1 protein-coding gene is annotated in these 465 nt (G+C 68.4%); it reads right to left on the reverse strand.

All coding sequences use genetic code 11. The annotated features are described in order from the left end of the window. On the reverse strand, window positions 1-465 hold a 465-nt coding region (locus B2W70_RS15860; RefSeq protein WP_286747125.1), incomplete at both ends, for a hypothetical protein.

The following is a 465-nucleotide window of genomic DNA, read 5'->3' on the forward strand; positions in this document are numbered from 1 at the left end:
GGGCTGCCAGCGCCGCCAGCCAGCCCAGCGACAGGCGCTTGGCCATGAAGTGGCCGAAGTTCAGTGGGTGGGCATGGCTGCGGCGATCGGGCAGGGGCTCGAAGGTGCGTGCGATGACGCCGCGCGAATTCGGGTTGGAGCCCACCGCCAGCACGCAGCCCAGGCGCTCGCAAATGGCCTGGTTGATCCACACACCCAGGCCCACACCGTCGAGCTCCGGGCGCACCATGATGTCCATCGTCACCTGGGCATCGCACACTTGTTCGCCGGCCTGCAGGCGCAGGGGCTCGACGCCGATCATGCCCAGCACCCTCTCGCCCAGGGTGCAGACCCAGCAGGTCGCCAAGCCCTGTCCCTCGGCACCGAACTGGTATCGCCAGCGCAGGTAGGCATGGTCGTCCCAATGGAGGTCGGCGCCAATCACCTGGCGGCGCAACTCGAGCACCGAAGGCAGCTCATCGGCTC

The sequence above is a fragment of the Aquabacterium sp. UBA2148 genome (assembly GCF_002328915.1).
GTDB lineage: Bacteria > Pseudomonadota > Gammaproteobacteria > Burkholderiales > Burkholderiaceae_C > Aquabacterium > Aquabacterium parvum.